The following is a 15,986-nucleotide window of genomic DNA, read 5'->3' as shown; positions in this document are numbered from 1 at the left end:
AAAACTCAACTATGAATTTCCGGCAAAATCATTTCATTTTTTGATCCCGAAATTGAATATCGGATTTGAGGTTCGGACCCCATCCAATATCTCAGTTAGTTCAGCTGCTTTTTCTGGATATTGGTCCGCCACATTTTCAGTCTCTGATGGATCTTTTTCCAAATCATATAGCTCAATTGCCCCAGATGGATTTTTACCCACTTCGAGTCTGATGGCTTTCCATTGGTCTTTTAAGATCGCCTGTTTTCCTCCCTGCTCGTGAAACTCCCAATAGAGATAGTCATGGCTTGGCTGCTCACCTTGTCCTGTCAAGAGCGGAGCTAGAGATAGGCCATCCAGATTGTCTTGAGTGCTGACTCGCGCCAGTTCTGCGAAAGTCTGGGGCAAATCATAAAAAGAGGCTCGGTGATCAGAAAGCGAACCTGCTTTGACCTGTGCAGGCCATTTTAGGATAAAAGGCACATGTACTCCTCCTTCGTATAAGTCACGTTTCTTGCCTCTGTAGAAAGAGCTACTGCTAAAAAACTCAACATCTTTGTCCGTACGCCCACCTTCTGTGTGGGTACCATTATCAGAAGTGAAGATGAAAATCGTGTTTTCATCCAACCCTTTTTCTTTCAGCAGTTTCATCAAATCCCCTACTTGCTGATCCATGTGACTGACCATGGCGGCGTAGGCGGCCTTTGGATATTCCTGAGGTCCATAATGTCGACCATCTGGCCAAGCCACCTCGTCCGCGAATACGCTATTCCCCTCCTTATCCAAATACAAACTCAATGCTTTTGGATTCAAAATCAACTCTGCATGAGGTACTGTGAATGATAGATAAAGGAAAAAAGGCTTTTCGGCTGTCTGGTCAGAAATAAATTCACCGGCTCGTTGCGCAAAGTAATCATTGGCATACATACCACCGGGCACGGGAAGTTTCTCGATTTTCCCATCCACGATCATATCTATAGAGTCTGGGTGCTGATAGTGCGCATCGACATGATGGAGAAATCCAGCAAACACATCCCATCCTCTTTTTTCCGGACTGCTTTCTGTTTCTTTTTGCCCAAGCCCCCACTTGCCAAACATGGCCGTGTTGTATCCAGCTTGCTTCAGGTATTCGGGCATGATCTTTTGGCCTGGGTCTAGGGGATACTCACCGTTTCCTCTGACATGCCCGTGTCCAGTATGTTGACCAGTCATCAGAGCTGCTCTAGAAGGTGCACAAACGGTACTCCCGGCATAGAAATTGGTAAATTTCATCCCTTCCTGTGCCAATTGATCCAGATTGGGAGTTTGGATCAAAGTCTGTCCATAAGCACCAATATCCCCAATCCCTAGATCATCTGCCATGACAAAAACAATGTTGGGAGATTGGGTTTGTCCAAAAATCGAAAGAGATATGAATTGAAGTAAAAAGACAAAAATGGGTTTAAGGATAATTTTCATGAATTAAATAGATCGTTTCTGCAGAAATAGACGGAAAGGCAAATTAGTTATTTTTCAATGGATCGCCTTTTCCTTGCAAACAATATCGAATCCGAAACACTCTTCGTTCTCTAAATCCACCAAAAAGGCTAATTTAGAATCCTAATGGCAAAGCATTCATTTTTCAATCATCGCTTCTTCTGGATCACGGCTTTTGGTCTGGCTATGATAGCCTGCTCTTCGGAGCGCAATACTTTTGTCAATCGCAACTTCCATAATTTGACTGCCCACTACAACGCATTTTATCTGGCAGATGTCAAAATCAAGGAAGTGGAAGATGAGGTTCGGGCTAATTATAAGGAAGATTATACGCAGGTCTTACCTGTTTTTGTACCGATAGACTCAGCTACGATCCAATCCAACCAAGAAAAATTAGAGTCGGCACGGGAGCTCTCTTCCAAGGCCATCGAATGGCATCGTATCTCCAAATGGGTAGATGACAGCTACTACCTGATCGGCAAAATCGACTACCTCCAGGCTCAGTTTGACGATGCTCAGAATGCATTCAAATACGTCAATGTCAGCGGAAAGGACAAAGACCTAAGACATCAGACTTTGATCAGCTTGCTCAGGCTCTATGTAGATCTGGGGGACTATGAAGATGCCAATTTCACGATCGACTACCTTTCCAAAGAATCTGGGATCAATGACGACAATCGCTACGAGCTTTACAGGACTTTGGCATATTACTATGAAAAAAGGAATGACCGCAATGGGGTCATCGGTGCGCTGGACAAGGCTATAGAATATTCCAAAGACAAGAAGGAGGAATCTCGTATAAATTTCATTCTGGCACAGCGCTATCAAAGAGAAGGGCTGGATGCCTTGGCATATGACTTTTATAGAAAGGCCCAAGAAGGAAATCCTCCTTATGAAAGAAGCTTTTTTGCGCAGCTCTATGCGCAGCAAGTGGCAGAGCTCAACGCTTCTAAAGATCTCCGCAAGGTCAGAAACTACTACGAATCCCTGTATGATGACCCAAAAAACAAAGACCTCAAAGACGTAGTTGTCTACGAGCGTGCCCTATTTGAAGAAAAACAGGGGGACATCGATCTCACCGTAGACCTACTGCATCAAGCGGCCAAAGAGCCCGGAAGCAATCCACGCATCAAAGGCTATATCTACCAAAAGCTGGCAGATATAAGTTACAATGAATTCAATGACTACCGTGCCACCAAGTATTACTTAGACAGCGCTCTGACACACATTCGCGAGGGAGATCCCGTAGCTATTCAGATAGCACAACAAAAAGAGACACTGGACCAGTTTGTGTTTCATGTTGAGAGAATTCAGGAAAATGACAGCTTGTTGATCCTATCGGGACTGTCCAAGGACGAGCAAGTCGCGCAGGCTACTGCCTTTATCAAGGCTGAAGAGGAAAGGCTGCTAGCTGAGGCACGTGCTCAAGAGCAGCCCAAAGGCAATGGGATTTTTGACAATCTCCTCGCATTTGCAGATAGAGGCTCCGGCTCTTCCTTCTATTTTGACAATGCTGTGGCGATGCAGCAAGGATCTATAGAGTTTTACAGAACATGGGGCAACCGTCCTCTTCAGGACAATTGGAGAAGAAGTGCTGTCAATTTTCAAAGCAATTCTCCCCAGCCCGAGATTGCTCCCAAGGATTCCACTGCACAAGAAGAGAACCCACTCAATAAGCTCCCAGACGTAGAGAGCCTCTTGGCTAATATCCCGAGCAGCCCAGAGGAAAAACTGACCTTGAATAGCGAACTTGAAGAGTCCTATTTTGAACTAGGAAAGTTGCTCTACTTTGACTTGGATGAAACGGAGCAAAGTATCGATAACCTCGAGACACTCGTGAGAGAGTATCCTGAAAGCGCCCGAAAACCAGAAGCTTACTATCTCTTATATCTGGGACAAAAAGACCTAGGAGGAAATTCACAACAATATGTCACTCGACTCAATCGAGAATTCCCAGAATCCCAGTACACCTATTCGGTCAATAACCCTGAAGCTGCTTCCGGAAACCTAGCCTATCTCGAGTCATCCAAAAACTACGAAAAAGCCTACGAGCTCTATTATCAAGACCAATTTGCCCAAGCCAGACAACTCATCCAACGCACGCTGGAAGACTTCCCGCTCACTCGCAATACCGAGCGCCTACTCATCTTGGACATCATGGTGACAGGAAAATTGGAAAGCCGTGACCGGTATCGATCTAGACTTGAATCTTTCATAGAAAACTCAAAAGATGCAAATCTGGTAGAATTGGCAAGAAATATGCTAAAACCTATGCTGTCTGCTGAGGAGCTGGCTGCCCTTAATCCCGAAGACAACAGTTCGCTGGATTCGGCCGAGGTCAACCAAACCCTAACCGACTCACTTTCAACAGCCAATCAACTGACAGACTCGCCATTTAAGCTCAATGAGAGTCTGACTCATATCATGGTCTTGTCTATGAGTTTGGAAGAAGCAGCACAAGCGGAGGGTTTGACGGGAGATTTGGAGACATTCCATGCCAAAAACTTCTCTGGCTCCAGACTAAGAATCGGAAACATGAATATGAATCAGGAAAATGCGATTTATATCATCAGTCCTTTCAATAATGTCGAAAAAGCAAAAGAGTATTTTGTGAAGTTTTCAGAAGATTTTGAGTCCAGTCACTTGAGTCAGGAGATCAAAGAAAAATCATTCTTCATCTCTATCGAAAATTTCCAAATTCTCAACAAGTCCAAAAATATAGAGGAATACCTGGCTTTTTTCAGAGCCAATTATCAATAAACTATGAGTAAGAATACAAAACCGGAGAGCTCCAATTGGGCAAAAAAAACCGTCAAATTTCTTTGGATTGCTTTTGCCGCGGGATTCTTCGGATTCATCCTGTTTGTATGGATGGTCAGTGTCGATTTCCTAGGGTTGTTTGGGGCACTTCCTGATTTCAAAGCTCTGGAGAATCCAGACAGTGAAGTAGCCTCAGAGCTTTATTCCATTGACGGGTTTTTGCTAGGAACTTATGCCAGAGAAAATCGAAGCCCTGTCACCTACCAGGAACTTTCTCCCAATTTGGTCAATGCCTTAATCGCAACCGAAGACGAGCGATTTGAAGAGCATTCCGGTATAGATATCAGAGCAATGTCCCGTGTGTTTGTCAAGTCCATTCTTTTGGGACAAGATGCAGGTGGTGGGTCGACGCTATCACAGCAGACTGCCAAAAACCTATTTAAAACTCGGACAGACGATAATCAGGGATTTCTCAGCTCCATACCGGGATTGAGAATGCTGATCATCAAGACCAAAGAATGGATCGTAGCCTCCCAGCTCGAAAAAGCCTATACCAAACAGGAAATATTGACTTTGTACCTCAATACATCTGAATTTGGATCCAATGCTTACGGGATCAAAACTGCATCCAAGACTTTTTTCAATAAAACTCCAGACGAACTAGATATTCAAGAGGCAGCGGTTTTGGTAGGTCTTTTCAAAGCGCCCACCTATTATAGCCCCGTTTATAACCCTGACAACTCGCTTCGAAGAAGAAACACTGTATTGAACCAAATGGTCAAAAACAATTTTCTGAGTAAAAGTGACTATGATTCTATTTCCGCCATGCCTATCGAGCTGGATTACAAGGTTCAGAATCAAAATATCGGATTGGCCACTTACTTCAGGGAAGTAGTCAAAGCCGATTTGCTCCGCTGGACCAAGGAAAACATCAAGTCAGATGGCAGCTCCTATGACTTATTTGGCGATGGCCTGAAAATCTACGTAACCATTGACAGCCGCATGCAGCGCTATGCGGAGGAAGCTGTAGAAGAGCATATGAAAGCTCTTCAGGCATTGTTTTACAAAGACATGGGCTCTAGGGATCCTTGGATTGACGAGAGTCATAGAGTGATTCCAAACTTCATCGAAAATGCCGTCAAAAGAACAGAGGCCTATCGACTACTCAAGGTCAGATATGGTGATGACACGGACTCTATCGACATCAAGCTTCATGAAAAGAAGAAAATGAGAGTTTTCTCTTGGGACGGTGAGATAGACACATTGATGAGCACAATGGACTCTCTGAAGTACTACAAGAAATTTCTGCAGACTGGTTTTATGAGTATGGACCCACATACAGGCCATATCAAAGCTTGGGTGGGAGGTATAGACCACAAGTACTTCAAATTTGACCATGTGATGAAAGGCAAAAGACAACCGGGCTCCACTTTCAAACCATTCGTCTATGCAGCAGCGATCGAAAACGGCTACAGCCCTTGCTACTCCGTCGTAGATCAACCTGTGGAAGTTTATATCCCTGGTCAGCCAGCTTGGTCTCCCTCCAATGCAGATGGGAAGTTCACCTACCAGAAGATGACAATTAGAAAAGCAATGGCTCAATCTATCAATTCAGTCACTGCCTATATGATGAAAAAACTGAGTCCCAAGATCGTCGTAGAAACAGCCAGAAGACTGGGCGTAACTAGTGATCTGCAGGAAGTCCCTGCTTTGGCACTTGGAGTGAATGATGTATCTATTTATGAAATGATCGGCGCCTTTGGCACTTTTGTCAACAAAGGAGAACATACCACACCATTTTATATCGATCGCATCGAAGACAAAAATGGAAATGTGATTCAGCAATTCACCCCCAAAAAACGTCCCGCGATGAGTGAAGAGCATGCTTATCTGATGACCTATATGCTTAGAGGAGGGTTTGAAGAAGAATCCGGCACCAGCCAAGGCGTTCCTTGGTCCTTGCGTGAAGGAAATGAACTGGGAGGAAAAACAGGGACTACGCAAAATGCATCCGATGGATGGTATATCGGGATGAGCAAAGATCTAGTATCAGGTGCTTGGACTGGTGGCGATGATAGAGCAATTCACTTCCGTAGTTGGATTTCCGGTCAAGGTGGACGTACTGCAAGACCTATCTGGGTCAAATACATGGAGAAAGTATATGCAGACAAAGAGCTAGGCTATACCAAAGGTCCTTTCCCAAGACCGGAAAGACCATTGAGTATCGAGATAGACTGCGATGTCTACGAACGCGAAAGTCAACGGTTTGTCGAGTTTGACTATGATGCAAAAAAGAATGATTTCTAATTGACGATAAACCCATTTCACAAAAACAGCTTCATTCCGGAGCTGTTTTTTTAATTTAGAGCTATGCAAGCATCATCTTTTGCTCCGACCGATTATAGTCATTTGCCAGACCACCCTGGCGTATACAAATACTTCAATGAAGCTGAAGAACTTATCTATGTAGGCAAAGCCAAAAGCCTGAAAAAGCGGGTCAGCAGCTACTTCAACAAAAACACCGGAGTAAACCTCAAAACAAGACGGATGGTCAGGGAAATTCGTCGAATCGAAATCGTCCTGGTCAATTCGGAGTTTGATGCCTTGCTTCTCGAAAACAATCTAATCAAAAAGTCACATCCCAAATACAATATTTTGCTTCGGGATGATAAGACTTACCCTTATCTGTTAGTCACCAAAGAGAATTTCCCAAGGATATTCCAGACTCGAAAGATGATTCCCAAAAAAGGAACCTATTTCGGGCCTTTTGCCAGTGTCAAGGCAATGAATAACGTTCTGGACTTGATCCGGGAGCTCTTCACCATCCGGACTTGCAAACTGGACCTCTCCCCCTATAAAATCCAGGAAGGGCAATACAAAGTCTGTTTAGAATATCATATTGGAAACTGCCAAGGACCCTGCGTGGGCAACCAGACTGAAGCAGACTACCTCAAAGATCTAGAGCAAGCCAAACATATCTTAAAAGGAAATCTGGGAATAGCCAAAAGCTATTTCAAACAGAAAATGCAGGAAGCTGCAGAAAATCTGGAATTCGAAAAGGCCCAGAAAGTAAAAGATAAACTTGATCTGCTCGAAAAATATCAATCCAAATCTCTGGTAGCCAATCCTACTATCTCCAATCATGATGTTTGCAGTATCGTGATGGATGAAAAAAACGCCTATGTCAACTATATGCGCGTGAAAAATGGAGCATTGATAGTATCCAAAAACGTAGAGCTGAAAAAGAAATTGGATGAAAGCGAAGAGGAATTATTACTTGCTGCTTTGATCCAATTACAGGATCAATTCCACAGTGATGCAGAGGAAGTTCTAGTCAATATTGCTATTGAAAACCCTATAGAAGGACTCAACTTAACCCAGCCCAAAATCGGAGATCGAAAGAAGCTTGTAGAATTGTCGACCAAAAATGCCCTATTCTACAAGAAAGAGAAGGCATTACTGAAAGGTCTCAATCAAGACAAAAAAGACCGTGTCATTCGCCAGCTCCAGCAAGATCTAAGCCTTCCTGAGATTCCAGATCACATCGAGTGCTTTGACAATTCAAATATCCAAGGGACAAGTCCTGTAGCCAGTATGGTCTGTTTTCTCAATGGAAAGCCTGCTGTAAAAGAATATAGACACTACCACATCAAAACCGTAGAAGGCCCCAATGATTTCGCCAGTATGAAAGAGATCGTCTCACGGAGATACAAGAGACTAATGGAAGAAAACAAACCCCTTCCTAAACTGGTCGTAATCGACGGAGGTAAGGGCCAGCTATCCTCAGCCGTAGAGGCACTTCATGAGCTTGGGATCTATGGTTCGATGCCGATCATCGGCATCGCAAAACGTCTGGAAGAAATTTACTTTCCTGGGGACTCCTATCCCATTCACATTGACAAGAAATCAGAAAGCCTAAGACTCCTTCAACGGGTTCGAGATGAAGCTCATAGATTTGCGATCACCTTTCACCGGAAAGTACGAAGCAAAAATGCATTTGGCACCCAGCTGACTGCAATCCCAGGAATCGGAGAAAATACAGCGAATAAATTGCTCAGTCATTTCAAGTCTGTTAAAAAAATAAGTGAAGCCTCATTAGAAGAATTGACTGCCGTTGTAGGAGCTAGTAGAGCTCAAAACTTAATGGAATGGAAGGAAAAAAATAAAGGGGCTTAAAAGCCCCTTTTTTATTACCATTCCCAAAGGGAATTTTCAAATTCTAGAAGTTTGTACTCAAAGGCCAAAGCATCCATATATGCCTGAAGCTCTGGATTAGGATGATCAAAATCCACCATATCTGCTATCAAAGCGTCTTCAGAATTGGTGAACCTTTGTACCACGGATCTAAATAGTCGTGTTTCGAAAGCTTCATCGTAAGTCAGGCTTTTGGACAAGTTTTGGAAGTTGATCCATCGTGCCTCTGGATGATCTTTAAAGTAATTGAAGAAATCCTTGTAGCGGATATATCCAATTGTCTTTTGACCCGCATTAGAGTTCGTTGCGGACGGCATCACCAAATGAATGTACTTGATATCAAATACCATATCCGAATGATGCTTGTCAAAAACAAAATCTTCTTTGAAATCCAAATAATACAATTGCTTGACGAAAATACTATCACCGGTAGCATTCAACCAGAAGTTTTCCTGAAATTCAGCAATCGATAAAGGTTGGGTAAATTCTTCATCTCCGAACACCTCAAGTGCATTTTCATCTACAACAGCTTTATAGATTTGGTTGATAATCCCATTGGATTTGGCATCACCTTGTCCATAAAGAGCCAAGTTGTATTTTTCACGCAGATCTATTCTTCTCCAAACACCGATCTGGTACATTTTATCATCTTCTCTGATTCGCTTAGCAGAGAAAACTGTATCCATATCAAACTGTCTGTCTCCAAAGCCAGATGGGGTCACACTAGTGGCCACCTGAGCAGTACCCATCATAGGTGCTCCAAGCACAATGACCAGTAGAGAAAGGATGAATTTTTGAAGAAGATTTTTCATAATCATATTTTCTTTGTCCTGTGAGGAGTTTTTACTTCACTCCAATTCGGATGATTTGATTCAAATTAGAAGGAATTTTATTTCCTCTAAAGTTCGTTCTGGTCACTTGGTTGACTACAACCACGATATCATCACCAGCTCTGGCACTCTCGAGCAATTGACGCATCGCCAAACTATTTCCATTTGAAATCTGGATAGTCTGTCTTGGCACATCATTTCTCAACAATCTGACCTCGCCTCCGGTAACTTCGAAGTTAGCATCTCTGGCCATTGTTCTACCAAAAGTAGGCTCTGGAACAGCGGTTACTTTCAATCCTGTCAATGAGCCGATTGCATGAGACTGACTCAAATCAATCGCTGATCCATTGGACATGGATGGCACAATAGTCGGAGCAGGAACAGGTTTAATATCAAACGATTCCTCACCGATTTTATTTCCTCCCGAGCTCACTCCGATAGTCACTTGACCAGAAGCGCCAGGAATAATAGTCACTTGACCTGGAGTATTTCCTTTGATCGCATTACCGTTGCTTACTGCAAATTCAGGAGCATAAGTATTTCCCAAAGCAGGAACCTCAATCAATAGATCATTCGCACAATCAGCATATAACTGCTGAACTACTTCAGAAGATACTTTAATTACCGGCTGAGCTACGAAGTATTCATATTCGACAGGAAGAACCTGATCTTCACCTCCGATATTGGTTACGATTTCGCCTTGAAGTACTCTTCTAGCCAAACCTCTGTCATCATATTCAGAAGCAGGAGTTGCAGTGAATTCGATCTGACCAAAGCCTTTCTCATCCACAGTGACTGATCTCCCATCCAAGGTCATGGTAGGAGCAGCAGAAGAAGAGGAAGAAGCAATAAACATAGTACCTTCAAATTTGGTACCCGCAGCTACGATATTGGAAACTGCTGAGATTTTTGCTTCTGTGATATCTGCTTTGAAATAGAATGAACCGATCGTACCAGCTACAGCGTTTAGCGCTTCACTTTCGATGTTCAAAACTTCATTTTGATACTGAGAAAACTGAGTCATCACGGCTCCCACTGGAGACTTGACGAAGGTCAGAGCTACAAAGCTCTTGTTTCTAGCTTCTCTGTCGTTTGCAAAGATTTCCATTTCGGAAGCATCTAGTGCAATCGGCGCAAATTTTCGATCAGAGATCCCTACACTAGATAGGATTTCTTCGATTTTGCTTGGATAAGCATTCAAAGTCTGCTTCAATTCTTCTCCCATCCCATTATTCACAAACATGTTGCCTGCCACTTCTGTGTTTTTCAATGCAGAATTCACAAAGTTTCCTTCGTCATTTTTTGCATTGGACTGAGTGATCAGTTGTTGTTTGAGATCTTCGAGGTAGGCGTATATTTCTCTGGTAGCGGTTCTGATTTGCTCAGATGCTGCTACTTTCGGAATATCTTTTTCGTTATTGCCTTGCTGCTCCACATTGTATGCGATTGAGCTCACAGTGGCTTCATTTTTCTGGATGAAATTTCGGGAAGTTCGCTCCAAGCCGTCATTAATCAAGACGAACTTTTGGAGGATCTGATTACTTACCTGCAGTGCCAGCAATGCTGTCAATACGAGGTACATCATCCCGATCATCCGCTGTCTAGGTGTCTCTTTAGCTCCTGCCATTTGTTTTTGTAATGGTTTTGATGATTAGGAAAGAATTAACCTTTCATAGCGGATAGCATTCCACCATAGATTTTGTTGAGTGAACTTACGTTTTGATTGAGTTTCGAAAGTTCGTTTTTGAATGCTTCAGTCTCTTTTCCAGCTTCTGTCAGGCCTTCCATGGCAGCAGTCATATTGGAATAGAATTTATTCAATGTTTTCACATGGCTATTGGCATCCTGTAGCTCCATCTCATACACTGCGTTCAATGCTGAAAGATTTTTGGTTACAGTTACTACTTGCGTGTGATATTCTTTGGCATCCTGAGAAGCGGAAGACATTTCTGTCAACGCTGCAGCAGTTTTACCATAAGATGCATTCATGTCTACCAATGTTTTGGCAGCAGTCTTTACGTTAGTTGCATATTCATTTGTAGCTACAGCAGCATCAGACAAATTGCCCATTTTTTCAGCTGAAGAAGCCAAGTTTTGCATTCCTTTGCCTAAGCTCTCGATCAATTCAGGACCGACTTTGGCATTTGCTAGCATTTCATCAAGCTTTTGAGAAACTTGATCTCCACCTGCAACAGCGGCAACTCTCGCCTTTTTAGGTGCTGGAGCGTCACCAGCCAATTCAGGGTACACTTTACTCCAATCGACTTCTTCGGCACGAGGCTCAAAAGCAGAAAGAAAGAAGATCAATGCCTCTGTAGAAAGTCCAATCCCGATCATCCAGTTTGCTCCTTGCCAATCAAGGATTTTAAACATCGCTCCTAGGATTACGACTGCAGCGCCAATACCGTAAATCTTAGGCATGACGTTGGAATAAAAGAAGTTGTTGCTTGTGCTAGCCATTTGTAATTGAAATATTAAGGTTTCTGGTTTTTAGTGTGAAGTGTAGTATAAGTGTTATCTTCTTCTTCTTTTGCTGGATTTCACATCCATAGAACCCGATCTACCGATAAAGGTCATGACAGTTCTAAATCCTATGTGTGCTTGTGCCACATCTTGGTACTCGTATGTTCTTGTAGAAGTCTCCAAATAATGGGCAATGTCTTTCCAGCTACCTCCGCGAATTACTTTTCTAGGCTCAGTCTCTACATCATAGACTGGATTGAGGTCCCAAGTAGCAGTACTTGATGTCGCATCATAGGCATCCAAAACCCACTCTGATACGTTTCCTGACATGTTATGTAAACCGAATCCATTCGGTGCAAATACATCTACTGGAGCAGTGTAAGCAAACCCATCGTCGATATAGTTACCTCTTCCAGGCTTGAAGTTTGCCATGAGACAACCTCTTTTGTTCTTCAAATAAGGACCACCCCAAGGATATTTAGCCACGTCTTTACCTCCTTTAGCAGCATATTCCCATTCAGCCTCAGATGGCAAGCGGAAGCTTGGAGCATCAAAGTCATACTCATCATTGGCATTCTGATGATAAGATCTCCATTCACAGTACATTTTTGCTTGCTCCCAAGACACACCTACAACAGGATAATTGTCAAATGCAGGATGCTCAAAATAATACTCCATCAATGGATCTCCATAATGATAAGAAAAACTAGTAGACCATACAGTAGTATCAGGCACTAGTTCGTCGTAATTAAATTGGGGTTCTTCTTTCAGTGTAGTAGGAGTCCCTGTAGTAAGGGTTCCTTCTTTGACAGCCATCAAAAACTGTCTGTATTTATTATTGGACACTTCATATTTGTCCATAAAAAATTCTGAAATCGTAATCTGCTTGTTCATTGAAGATTGCGTGTAAGCAATATCTTCATCGGACTGTCCCATCCAAAAAGTACCTGCTTTGATGGGTACCATATCATATGGAAGATTTTGCTGCCAAGAATCCCTTTTGGGCACCCCTGTCACCTCTCCTCTACGATTTAGCTTTTCACTAGCCGACCCTTTTTTATTAAAAAGCCCACAGCCAGGTAAAATTGTCGCAATGGCTAAACCCATCAATATGGTAGTCAAGCGAATATTAAATTTACTATACATAAATGACGTTTTTTATATCATCAAATGAATGCCCAATCTAAAATACGGTCTGAAAGCGAAATTTAGCTGAATTTTCAACAGTTATGCAAATAACCTGCCAAATTTCAGGTCATTTTTTTGTTATGTTTTCAGCATATTCCGCCCATATTCCTATTCCAGATCAAAATCTGAACCTCGGGGTCCGCTGGATCACCCGCTGTACCTCTCTACTCACAGTACTGAGCTTATATCTCAGCATCAACTCATGGCTAGTTGGCGACTTGGCTTCCAGACCACTGATCACCAGATCAAATGCATATCCCAAAGTAAGCGAATTATCTCTCAAGAGAGAATAACCCAAAATCAACGAAACCGACTCCTCGCCTCTAAAAGCTATCCCTCCACTAATCTTATTCTGATGGGTAGCAATAACGCTGACATCATAAGAAAAATTATTGAAAGACACAGATTTAAGTAGAAAACTTGGCTCGATTCTCAATTGACCAATCGGTCTAAATCTATAACCAAGCAGTAAGTAAGAATGATTTAACAATGGATTCTCTACCCCTCCTTCTCCAAAATCAAATGTAGGCTGATTGATATGTCTGGAACTCAAACCTACATAATAATCTCCCCGGTCCAAAAGAAGCCCTGCCCCAAAATTAAGGTTCATGGAGTTTTCTTTTCCAGAAGTAGGCAAATTAGGCTCCGGATTCACTACCACCAGCTCCCCATAATCAAGCGAACTGGAAAACATCCCTACGTAAGCGCCTACACTTAAAGTAGCACGGTTGAATTTCTTATGATAGGCTCCTTGAAGATTGACTTCCAAGTTACCCGTAGCCCCGATCTGATCATTGGTAATTGTCAGACCGTAGCCTATATTTTTTCCTTCCAATCTTCCCTGCGCGGTCAAGAGCTGGGTGACAGGAGCTCCGCCAGCCCCTGATGAGGTTGAATAATTTGCCCACTGGCTCCTATGAAGAGCAGAAAATCTAAATCCCCCCTCTTTGCCTGCAAATGCAGGGTTGTAATACATGCCATTGTACATGTATTGGGTAAATTGGGCGTCCTGCTGGGCATATCCAGCGGTAGATAGCATCCAAAGGCCAAGCACCACTGCTAGGGTAAAAGTGAAATTCCATCGACCGCTTCGAATCATGAATTTGTAGTTTTGTCAGACGAAAGGACTATTGTAATCATTATAACTGAAAAACCACAGACTTTGATTCTAAGAATTACAAATTATTGGCTTTTTTGATATACAACTCCAACGCGCCTGTCATACTAGGTGCATTGGGAAGTGGAGCTTCAATATCCAAAATCAAGTCTAGATCCCTTACTGCACTGGCTGTGGTCGGACCAAAAGCAGCTATCCGGGTAGCCCCCTGCTCAAAGTCCGGAAAATTCACCTTCAGTGACTTGATTCCAGACGGACTGAAGAAGGCCAGAATATCATATTTCACATCAGCCAGATCAGATAGATCCGCAGCAACAGTGTGATAGATGATCCCCTCAGTGTAAGCAATACCGTTTTTCTCCAAAAAGTCCGGAATATCATTTTTTCTGATATCAGAACAAGGGAATAGGTATTTCTCGTTTTTATGTTTCTTGAAATAATCAAAAAGGTCCTGCGCAGTCTTCTGACCGACAAACAATTTCCTCTTTCTGATCACAATATACTTTTGCAGATAATGGGCAGTCTGGTCAGAAATACAGAAGTATTTCATATCTGCCGGCATCTCGATTTTAAACTCTTTACAAATATTGAAAAAGTGATCGATTGCATTTCTGCTGGTAAAAATCACAGCCGTATGCTTCAGGATGTCTATTTTCTGCTTTCTAAACTCCTTCGGCGGCACCGGTTCTACTTTGATAAATTGCCTGAAATCTACCTTCAGATTATACTTTTCAGCAAGCTGAAAATAAGGAGAATTTACATCGTTAGGTTTAGGTTGTGATACAAGAATACTTTTAACTGGCTTTAGCCGATCCTTGGTAGCTGCACTCATGCTCGTATGTTCCTTTTTTAAGATTTAAATTCTATTGACCCAAAATCATGATCCATTTTGCAAAGATCAGAAAAGGCACCAATTCTGCGATGCAAAGGTAAGTAAATAAATGATATTTCTTAAAGGATAGCTTATTCATCATAATCAGAAACAATCCTGCTATCCCCAGCAAATACATCCAGAAAAATCCTCGTAGCGCTACTTGAAGCACATTTTCTACTGCAAAAAACGAATTCATCAAATAAAAGAAACAAACGACCATCACCACCAGACTGGCCCATACGATCAACCTTAGCAAATAGAAAAAATGCGGGAACTCTACCTTGCCCAGATCAAACAGATATGCAAATATTCGGATTCCAATAAATTTGAGAATAGTCAACAAGAGCAGAAGTAAGGCACCTACAAACCAAACAGTTAACAAACTACCCAGACTAACCTCCAAATAGCGTGTCAGTAAGTCTTCTCTCACCAGGACGAAACCTAATGTCCCGACTAAAGCCGTCAGCAGATTGACCAGAAAAACAAAGAATAGAATGTCGAGTGAAAAAAACTTTTGCAAACTGCCCAATTCCGAAAAATCATCGTCGCTCAAAAGCCCTCTTGGACTCAAAAGACCTCTGAAAATATTAGGATAGGCCTGCTTATATAATGCCACCAAACTTAAAATCAACAAAACCGCCACTCCGAAAAAATCCCTCAACTCAGATCTTTTATCTTCTCTGAGTCGGAGCTGAGTCGTGCCACTTTGACTCTCCTGAGGCACCTGATTGGGATTGAGAATTTTCTTAAAAGGACTAGACTCGCCACCGATCCCATCCCTATAGAGGCTCAGCACAGTTTTCTTTTTTCCCAGTTCTGCAGCCACATCTTGAATCTGCCGAGTCCAAATAGTGTCATTTTCTACATAAAACCACAATTTCTCATCTGCAAAAACCACGGTTTCGCTGGGTATTTCCAGATAAAAGTAGGCCAAAGGAAAAGCTTCCAAATCCACTTCTTGACTGATTCTGTCTGAGCTACCAAACCAGCTTTCCCGCTCTCCTACTTCCCAGTTTTGACTATAATCCTCCAATACTTGGGCATGTAGCCCGATTTGGGACAAAAACAAAAGTAAAATTGAGCAAAGTATACTCTTCGTCATTTT

11 protein-coding genes are annotated in these 15,986 nt (G+C 42.5%); 3 read left to right on the top strand and 8 right to left on the bottom strand.

The window, feature by feature from the left end:
* Positions 1–33: 33 nt before the first annotated feature.
* Positions 34–1,437, bottom strand: coding sequence for an arylsulfatase (locus G460_RS0109275; protein WP_035464274.1), 1,404 nt, complete (start codon positions 1,435–1,437; stop codon positions 34–36).
* Between the two features lie 144 nt (positions 1,438–1,581).
* Between G460_RS0109275 and porW the strand changes: the two genes are divergently transcribed.
* The 3 genes from porW (at position 1,582) to uvrC (ending at position 8,391) form a co-directional block, all read left to right on the top strand.
* Positions 1,582–4,215, top strand: a complete 2,634-nt coding sequence (gene porW, locus G460_RS0109270) for a type IX secretion system periplasmic lipoprotein PorW/SprE (RefSeq protein ID WP_026955094.1) — start codon at positions 1,582–1,584, stop codon at positions 4,213–4,215.
* A 3-nt stretch (positions 4,216–4,218) separates the two neighbouring features.
* On the top strand, positions 4,219–6,522 hold the full coding sequence (locus G460_RS0109265) for a penicillin-binding protein 1A (protein WP_026955093.1): 2,304 nt from the start codon (positions 4,219–4,221) through the stop codon (positions 6,520–6,522).
* 63 nt (positions 6,523–6,585) lie between these two features.
* Positions 6,586–8,391: an excinuclease ABC subunit UvrC gene (gene uvrC, locus G460_RS0109260; RefSeq protein WP_026955092.1), complete on the top strand. Its 1,806-nt coding sequence runs from the start codon at positions 6,586–6,588 to the stop codon at positions 8,389–8,391.
* Positions 8,392–8,405: 14 nt separating this feature from the next.
* Here uvrC and porN read toward each other — a convergent pair whose 3' ends face one another.
* The 7 genes from porN to G460_RS0109225 all read right to left on the bottom strand — a co-directional run bounded on the left by porN (position 8,406) and on the right by G460_RS0109225 (position 15,983).
* Positions 8,406–9,221 (bottom strand): type IX secretion system ring subunit PorN/GldN, encoded by an 816-nt coding sequence (gene porN, locus G460_RS0109255; protein WP_026955091.1) that lies wholly within the window; start codon positions 9,219–9,221, stop codon positions 8,406–8,408.
* Between the two features lie 31 nt (positions 9,222–9,252).
* The gene (gene porM, locus G460_RS0109250; protein ID WP_026955090.1) at positions 9,253–10,866 is read right to left on the bottom strand and encodes a type IX secretion system motor protein PorM/GldM; all 1,614 of its coding nucleotides are present in this window, start codon (positions 10,864–10,866) and stop codon (positions 9,253–9,255) included.
* A gap of 35 nt (positions 10,867–10,901) precedes the next feature.
* On the bottom strand, positions 10,902–11,660 hold the full coding sequence (gene porL / locus G460_RS0109245; RefSeq protein ID WP_245578719.1) for a type IX secretion system motor protein PorL/GldL: 759 nt from the start codon (positions 11,658–11,660) through the stop codon (positions 10,902–10,904).
* 93 nt (positions 11,661–11,753) lie between these two features.
* Positions 11,754–12,848: a T9SS ring complex lipoprotein PorK/GldK gene (gene porK, locus G460_RS0109240; protein WP_026955088.1), complete on the bottom strand. Its 1,095-nt coding sequence runs from the start codon at positions 12,846–12,848 to the stop codon at positions 11,754–11,756.
* 160 nt (positions 12,849–13,008) lie between these two features.
* The gene (locus tag G460_RS0109235; RefSeq protein WP_026955087.1) at positions 13,009–13,989 is read right to left on the bottom strand and encodes a PorP/SprF family type IX secretion system membrane protein; all 981 of its coding nucleotides are present in this window, start codon (positions 13,987–13,989) and stop codon (positions 13,009–13,011) included.
* A 76-nt stretch (positions 13,990–14,065) separates the two neighbouring features.
* A complete protein-coding gene (locus G460_RS0109230; protein WP_026955086.1) occupies positions 14,066–14,839 on the bottom strand; it encodes a uroporphyrinogen-III synthase in 774 nt (257 codons plus the stop codon).
* A gap of 31 nt (positions 14,840–14,870) precedes the next feature.
* The gene (locus G460_RS0109225; RefSeq protein ID WP_084421237.1) at positions 14,871–15,983 is read right to left on the bottom strand and encodes a DUF4271 domain-containing protein; all 1,113 of its coding nucleotides are present in this window, start codon (positions 15,981–15,983) and stop codon (positions 14,871–14,873) included.
* Positions 15,984–15,986: the final 3 nt, after the last annotated feature.

This window comes from Algoriphagus vanfongensis DSM 17529 (assembly GCF_000429465.1).
In the GTDB taxonomy this organism is placed as follows: Bacteria; Bacteroidota; Bacteroidia; order Cytophagales; family Cyclobacteriaceae; genus Algoriphagus; species Algoriphagus vanfongensis.
The sequence above is the reverse complement of the archived record's forward strand: the minus strand, read 5'-3'. Positions and strand labels throughout refer to the sequence as shown.

Coding starts and splice junctions, on each gene's coding strand:
- G460_RS0109225 (WP_084421237.1), bottom strand. CDS start 15,983: ATGACGAAGAGTATACTTTGCTCAATTTTACTTTTGTTTTTGTCCCAA.
- G460_RS0109230 (WP_026955086.1), bottom strand. CDS start 14,839: ATGAGTGCAGCTACCAAGGATCGGCTAAAGCCAGTTAAAAGTATTCTT.
- porK (WP_026955088.1), bottom strand. CDS start 12,848: ATGTATAGTAAATTTAATATTCGCTTGACTACCATATTGATGGGTTTA.
- porM (WP_026955090.1), bottom strand. CDS start 10,866: ATGGCAGGAGCTAAAGAGACACCTAGACAGCGGATGATCGGGATGATG.
- G460_RS0109235 (WP_026955087.1), bottom strand. CDS start 13,989: ATGATTCGAAGCGGTCGATGGAATTTCACTTTTACCCTAGCAGTGGTG.
- porL (WP_245578719.1), bottom strand. CDS start 11,660: ATGCCTAAGATTTACGGTATTGGCGCTGCAGTCGTAATCCTAGGAGCG.
- porN (WP_026955091.1), bottom strand. CDS start 9,221: ATGAAAAATCTTCTTCAAAAATTCATCCTTTCTCTACTGGTCATTGTG.
- porW (WP_026955094.1), top strand. CDS start 1,582: ATGGCAAAGCATTCATTTTTCAATCATCGCTTCTTCTGGATCACGGCT.
- uvrC (WP_026955092.1), top strand. CDS start 6,586: ATGCAAGCATCATCTTTTGCTCCGACCGATTATAGTCATTTGCCAGAC.
- G460_RS0109265 (WP_026955093.1), top strand. CDS start 4,219: ATGAGTAAGAATACAAAACCGGAGAGCTCCAATTGGGCAAAAAAAACC.
- G460_RS0109275 (WP_035464274.1), bottom strand. CDS start 1,437: ATGAAAATTATCCTTAAACCCATTTTTGTCTTTTTACTTCAATTCATA.